The sequence below is a fragment of the Ideonella sp. P3_A4 genome, assembly GCF_056403075.1.
Map to the genome: position 1 here is coordinate 1 of NZ_JBFUGE010000327.1, position 6,805 is coordinate 6,805.

The following is a 6,805-nucleotide window of genomic DNA, read 5'->3' on the forward strand; positions in this document are numbered from 1 at the left end:
CAAGCAGATGTCGTCGCACGCGACCGGCCGGTCGTCGTGATGCCGGCCGGCCATGCACTGGCTGAACTGGCGCAGATCGAACCCGCGGTGTTGGCCGACGCGCCGCTCATCGTCACGATGCCGGGCTGCCGCTACCGCGCGCACCTGGAATCGCTGCTGCAGCTGCACGCAGCGACACCACCCACGTACCGCGCCGAAGCCGACAGCGTGCCGGCGATGCTTCGGATGGTGGCTGCGGGGCTGGGCGTGGTGGTGCTGCCGGCACGAGCCGTTGGCCAGCATGACATCGACTCGATCGTGGTACGTCCACTGGCTGGCGCTGGGGATGGTTTGCCGATCTGCCTGCTGCGACGGCGTGATCGCCCGATGCGCCGAGCCGCGGCCGAATTTGCTCGGCGCTTGAGCGAGGGCGCGTCAGACCAACCGATGCCCGCCCTCGACATGCAGCACGGTGCCGGTGGTGTAGCCATTGCCGAGCAGGAAGACGATCGCATCGGCGATGTCCTCCGCGCGGCCGACCCGGCCGACAGGCAGCCGCTCGGCCATCGCCGCCAATAGCCGTTCGCTGTCGTCGCCGGCAACGTCTTGCCAGATGGGCGTGCGCACCCAGCCTGGCGAGACCGCGTTGACGCGCTGCGGGGCCAACTCCACCGCCAGGGCGCGCACGATGCCTTCGAGTGCCGCGTTGATCGCCGCAACCGCCACGCCTTTCGGCCGCGGCCGGTAGGCGGCGATGCCGGAGGTGAACGTGATCGAACCCTGCGGCGACAGGCACGCCGCCCCGTGCTTGGCGATCAGGATCGGCGCGACGACCTTCGAGCGCAGCGCGCGATCGAGCCCCTCCAGCGTCAGGTCGGGCAGCAACTCGTAGGCGCCGCGAATGTCGGCGGCCGTGCAGACGATGTGGTCAAGCGGGCCGCAGGTCGCGAACAGTTGCCGCACGCTGTCTTCGTCCGTCACGTCGGCGGCGTGCAAATGCGGCGTGCCGGCGGCGCGCAGTTGTTCTCGGGCGGCTTTCAGCTTGGCGCTGGAGCGGCCCACGATGATGACGTCGTGGTGCTCACGCAGCAGTCGTTCGGCCAGCGCGAGGCCCATGCCGGAAGAGCCGCCGATGATGGCGGTGCGAGGGGAGGAGGCGGGTGTAGTCATGGGCCCGCATCGTCCAGCCCTTGGCGTTGGATCGCCAGCAGGAATCGCCGATCGTGCCATCGGCATTGCCGATGGGGCGCCGCCGCCGGTGTCAGGCGGCGCGCAACGGAAAGGACATCACCTGCGCCAACGACGCCTTGAGCAACAAGGCCGGCGTCTGTCGATCGTCGGCATCAGTGACCAGCAGGACGGCACCTGGCGCACCTTGCGGGTCCAACGCAATGCCTTCGACCTTCGCAGAGGCAGCCGTCATGAACGGCCCATGCAGCGCGCCGGAGGCATCCCCGACACCGACCGCGGAGCCGGCGCACGCGCCATCGTGATAGCTGTCGCCCGTGTCCTCGGCCGCGGCGCAGAAGACCCAGCCGCCGCCGGGCAGCGCGGCGCCGTCGGTGAAGGTCAGCGGCACGCCGTTGATCGAGCCGAGGTCGTAGGCCGTGATGGACGCCGGCTGCGGGGCAGGGCCGTCTTGCGTCAGCCACCTGCCGAACTCAGCCAGATCGAAACGGATGCAGGCATTGGTGGGCGACACCTTGCTGCCGCGCTGCAGAAGGCAAAGCGCGCCCTCGGCCACGAACATGCCCTCGAGGTTCAGTTCGCCGAACTGGTCTTGCAACGGCCGGTGGATGGCGGCGAGGTCGACCCGCCGCGCAACGCCTATCACCATGCCGTGCACGTCCAGCGGCAGCAGCGCACCGCGCCGCCGATTTGGCGTTGAGCCCGAGCCGGCGACGAAAAGCGCGCCATGCGGGTAACACGCCAGTTCGTGCAACACCGTCAGCGCTTCGAGATCGGCCTTGAGCGCCTTTCGTTCGTCGTGGCCGGAGGGCAGCGCCTCGTCGAACAGAGGCAGCCATCGGCCGGGGCCATCGTCACCCACGCGAAACAGCCCCAACGAGTGCTCGTCGTCAGCGACCACGTACATGCAGTCGCCGACCACGACCAAGCCACTGGCCGCGCTGAGGTGGTCCTGTCCGTTTCCACGCGGGTTGAACTGCAGCTCTCGTACCACCTCGACTTGCAGCAGCTGGTCTCGTCCCGTCACTGGCTCGACCGTGTTCATCGAGCAAGCATACGGCTGGACGGGCGCGGACCCGGCGTGATCGGGCAGTCAGCCCGCCAGCCGCCGCGCCGCGCTGGCCAGCGTCGCCGGTTGCGCGTCGCTCAGCGTGACCGTCTCGACCTTCTCCGCGTCTGCAAACGCGCGCGCCGCGCGGTCGTAGAGCGGGTCGTAGTGCTGCTGCATCAACTCGGCCACCAGCGTGGGCCAGTCGCCGGATTGGGCGAGTGATTGCCAGCGGGCGACGGTGGCTTTGCCGCGCAGCTCGGTGAGGACTTGCAGGCGCTCGTTGAGGGCGTCGACGTCGCGGGTGAAGAAGGCGTATTCCTCGGTCAGCAATGCCACGCGCTCGGACAGGCCCAGCTCGACCTGGATGGCGCGGCTGCGCTGCTGCCAGGCTTCGAGCACCGCGTCGGACAACTGCAGTCGGCCGATGYGGCGGCTTTCGCGCTCGACGAACACCGGCCGCGCGGGGTCGAAGCCGTGCAGCGCATGCCAGACGCGGCTGTCGAATTCTTTCTGGCTGGGCTGCGGTTGGCCGGGCAGGTCGCCCAACACCGAGCCGCGGTGCGCAGCCAGCGCTTCCAGGTCCAACACCTGCGCGCCTTCGGCTGCCAGGGCTTGCAACAGCCGGGTCTTCCCGCTGCCGGTGCGGCCACCGATCACGCGCCAGTCGAAGCGGCCGGGCAGGGTGTCCAGCTCGCCACGCACGAGGGCACGGTAGGCCTTGTAGCCACCTTGCAGCTGGCGCGTGCGAAAGCCGATCTGCGCCAGCACGATCGCGAAGCTGCCCGAGCGCTGCCCTCCGCGCCAGCAGTAGACCAGCGGCCGCCAGTCGCGGCCCATGCCGGCGACGTGCTCGTTGATGTGCCGGGCGATGTTGCGCGAGACGATGGCCGCGCCGCGCTTGCGCGCCTCGAAGGTCGAGACTTGGGTGTAGATGGTGCCGACTTCGGCGCGCTCGGTGTCGTCGAGCACGGGCCAGTTCACCGCGCCGGGCAGCCGGTCTTCGGCGAACTCCGACGGCGAGCGCACATCGATCACGCAGTCGTAGCCGGTTGGCGCTGCCATGGCCTCGGCGGCCGTCATCGTGGCCAGGCTCACGGCGTCATCGCGATCGCGTCGAGCAGCTCGCTTTCGATCTGCAGCTGCAGCTTGGGCTGCTGCAACGCCGGGCCGCTGACGAGGAAGGTGTCTTCCACCCGCTCGCCGAGCGTCGACACCTTTGCGAGCTGCAGGTTGATCTCGTGCTTGCCCAGCACGCGCGCGATCGCGTAGAGCAGGCCCGAGCGGTCGCTGGTGCTGACCGAGAGCACCCAGCGCTGGCCCTTCTCATCAGGCCGCAACGACACGCGGGGCTGGATCGGAAAGCTCTTGACCCGGCGCGACACGCGGCCGCGGCTGGGCAGCGGCAGCACGCCGGTCGAGGCCAGCGCTTCGGCGGCCTGTGTCTCGACCAGCGAGATCATGTCGCGGTACGCGCTGGCGGCCTGGCTTTCGGCATTCGGGTTGACGACCTGGAAGGTGTCCAGCGCATAGCCGGCGCGGGTGGTGTGGATCTTCGCGTCCTGAATCGAGAAGCCGGCCGAGTCGAAGTAGCCGCAGATGCGGGCGAAGAGGTCGGGGCAGTCGGGCGAGAAGACCAGCACCTGCAGCCCTTCGCCGATCGGCGACGGCCGGGCACGCACGATCGGCACGCGGGTTTCGATGTGGCGCCACAGCGCGCGCGCATGCCAGGCGATCTCGGTCGCGTCGTGGCGGGCGAAGTAGCTGACGTCCAGCGTCTTCCACAGCGGCTGCTCGGTACCGGGCAGGGCTGAGTGCAGCGCGAGGATGTGCTGGGCGTCCTGTTTGCGGGCCTCGATCTCGGCGTCGGCATTGGGCGAACCACCGCCCAGCGCACGCAGCGTCAGGTGGTACAGATCCTCCAGCAGCTTGCCCTTCCACGCGTTCCACACCTTGGGGCCAGTGCCGCGGATGTCGGCCACGGTCAGCAGGTACAGCGCGGTCAGGTGGCGCGCGTCGCCCATCTGTCGGGCAAACGCGGTGATCACCTCGGGGTCGGAGAGGTCCTCCTTTTGCGCCACCCGGCTCATCGTCAGATGGTGGCGAACCAGGAACTCGGCCAGCTCGGTGTCCGCGTTGTCCAGGCCATGGTCGCGGCAGAAGCGGCGCACCTCGGTGCCGCCCAGTTCGGAGTGGTCACCACCGCGGCCCTTGGCCACGTCGTGGAACAGCGCGGCGATGTACAGCACCCACGGCTTGTCCCAGCCCGCGGCGAGCTGGCTGCAGAACGGGTACTCGTGCGCATGCTCGGGTACGAAGAAGCGCCGCACGTTGCGCAGCACCATCAGGATGTGCTGGTCCACCGTGTAGACGTGGAACAGGTCGTGCTGCATGCGCCCGACGATGCGGCGGAAGACCCAGAGGTAGCGCCCCAGCACCGAGGTCTGGTTCATCAGCCTGAAGGCGTGCGTCTGGCCCTCGGGCTGGCGCAGCATGTCCATGAACAGCTCGCGGTTCACCGGGTCACGCCTGAAGCCCGAGTCCATCACGTTGCGGGCGTTGTAGAGCGCGCGCAGCGTGCGGGCCGACAAGCCCTTGATGCCGGGCGTCTGCTGGTAGACCAGGAAGGTCTCGAGGATCGCGTGCGGGTTCTCGGCGTAGAGGTCGTCGCGCGACACCTCCAGCATGCCGGCACGGTCCAGGAAGCGGGCGTTGATCGGCCGCATCGGCACGGCCTCGGTGCCGTTGACCCGCTCCTCGATGTTCAGCATCAGGATCTGGTTCAGCTGCGTGACCGCCTTGGCTGCCCAGTAGTAGCGGTGCATCAGCAACTCGGACGCGCGAGTGCCGCGGTCGCCCTCGTAGCCAAAGCTCTCGGCCACGGCGGTCTGCAGGTCGAACACCAGCCGGTCTTCGCGCCGGCCGGCCACCATGTGCAGCCTGGCTCGAATCAGCTTCAACGTGCCTTCGTGGCGCTGCAGCTGCTTCACCTCGAAAGCGGTGATCAGGCCCTTGGCGGCCAGCTCRCTCCAAGTGCGGCCCAGCCCGGCGGCGCGAGCCACCCACATGACGACCTGCAGGTCACGCAAGCCTCCCGGGCTTTCCTTGCAGTTGGGCTCCAGCGCGTATGGTGTGTCTTCGTACTTGACGTGACGCTGCCGCATTTCGAGCGACTTGGCGCGCAGAAACGCGCGCGCATCCATCACCTCGGTGTTGGCGTGACGGAACGCGTTGAACAGGCGCCGCGAGCCGTAGAGAAAGCGGCTTTCGAGCAGCGCGGTTTGGACCGTGACGTCTTTGCGGGCCTCGGCGATGCAATCTTCGATCGTGCGAACGGAAGAGCCGATCTCCAGCCCGATGTCCCAGCAAGCGGTGATGAAGCCCGACAGCGTGGCGTGCGTGGCCGGGTCGTCGGCTGCATGCACCATCGTTGGCGGCAGCAGCACCAGCACGTCGACATCGGAATGCGGGAACAGCTCGCCGCGGCCATAGCCCCCTACGGCCAACAGTGCTGCACCGGTGGGCATACCGCTGGCTTGCCAAAGCTCTTGCAGCGTGGCGTCGACATGGCGGGCCAAGGCACGCAGCAGCTTGGCAACGCTGTTGGTCGTCGGCCGCGAGTCGCGGAAATGCTCGATCAGCTCGGCCTTGCCCCCGCGGAAACGGTCACGCAGCGTGGCGACACAGGGGGCGGCCTTTTCGGGCGGGGCGTCGAGTGGGGCCATCTCAGCGAATCTGGCTGAAAGGGCGGCGTGCTTGTTGCCAGCCCTTGGTGGTCAATCGGCTCGGGTTGCGTGCCGCGGTCGCGTAAGGCCGGCGGCTTGGGGCACGTTCTCCGGCCTGGCTCGCGGGGAGCCGGGGTGCGCTCGCCAAGGTCTCTCGGTCGACACCGTGTTCTCGGGCGGCGGTTGGGGCGACCGCGAATGAAGGCCTGCGAACGCACCCCAAGCCACCAGCCAAGGCACCGCGGATGGCAGGCAACGGCGTGCCCCGCCACGGACGGTGCTTGCAGGGTGGGGGCACCGCCCCCACCCTGCCGCCACCACCGTCGCAGGCTAGCCACGCGGGACGAACAGCAGCCGCTCGCGCCGCGGCACCTGCCATTCGACGCCCGGCCACAGTCACTCAGCCCGCGACGAACGCAGGCACAGCCGGGCTGCCGGCCGACACCGTCATCACCTCGTAGCCCGTCTCGGTGACGACGATGGTGTGCTCCCATTGGGCGGACAACGAACGGTCCTTGGTGACGATGGTCCAGCCGTCGCCGGTTTCGCGGATGTCGCGGCGGCCGGCGTTGATCATCGGCTCGATCGTGAACACCATGCCCGGCACCAGCTCTTCCAGCGTGCCGGGGCGGCCGTAGTGCAGCACCTGCGGCTCTTCGTGGAATTTCTGGCCGATGCCGTGACCGCAGAACTCGCGCACGATCGAGAAACCCTGGTTCTCGGCAAAGGTCTGGATCGCGTGGCCGATGTCACCCAGGCGCGCACCCGGCTTGACCTTGACGATCCCGCGCCACATCGCTTCATAGGTGATGGCGCACAGGCGCTTGGCGGCGATCGAGCCGTCGCCCACCACGAACATGCGGCT

The 6,805-nt window shown here is 68.6% G+C and carries 5 protein-coding genes and 1 pseudogene; 1 reads left to right on the forward strand and 5 read right to left on the reverse strand.

Going from position 1 to position 6,805, the window contains the following annotated elements:
• Positions 1–39: 39 nt before the first annotated feature.
• A pseudogene (locus tag AC1DYI_RS22920) lies at positions 40–351 on the forward strand (LysR family transcriptional regulator substrate-binding protein); the annotation flags it as partial.
• Between the two features lie 63 nt (positions 352–414).
• Here AC1DYI_RS22920 and AC1DYI_RS22925 read toward each other — a convergent pair.
• The 5 genes from AC1DYI_RS22925 to map form a co-directional block, all read right to left on the reverse strand.
• A complete protein-coding gene (locus AC1DYI_RS22925) occupies positions 415–1,149 on the reverse strand; it encodes an SDR family oxidoreductase (RefSeq protein WP_477206444.1) in 735 nt (244 codons plus the stop codon).
• Between the two features lie 91 nt (positions 1,150–1,240).
• Complete coding sequence (locus tag AC1DYI_RS22930) at positions 1,241–2,212, reverse strand: DUF6929 family protein (RefSeq protein ID WP_477206445.1); 972 nt, start codon at positions 2,210–2,212, stop codon at positions 1,241–1,243.
• Positions 2,213–2,260: 48 nt separating this feature from the next.
• Positions 2,261–3,313, reverse strand: a complete 1,053-nt coding sequence (gene mnmH, locus AC1DYI_RS22935) for a tRNA 2-selenouridine(34) synthase MnmH (protein WP_477206446.1) — start codon at positions 3,311–3,313, stop codon at positions 2,261–2,263.
• Entirely contained in the window at positions 3,310–5,940 is a 2,631-nt protein-coding gene (locus AC1DYI_RS22940) for a [protein-PII] uridylyltransferase (RefSeq protein WP_477206447.1), read from the reverse strand. The genes mnmH and AC1DYI_RS22940 overlap by 4 nt, the downstream gene beginning before the upstream one ends.
• 400 nt (positions 5,941–6,340) lie before the next feature.
• On the reverse strand, positions 6,341–6,805 hold a 465-nt coding region (gene map, locus AC1DYI_RS22945), incomplete at its 5' end, for a type I methionyl aminopeptidase (protein ID WP_477206448.1).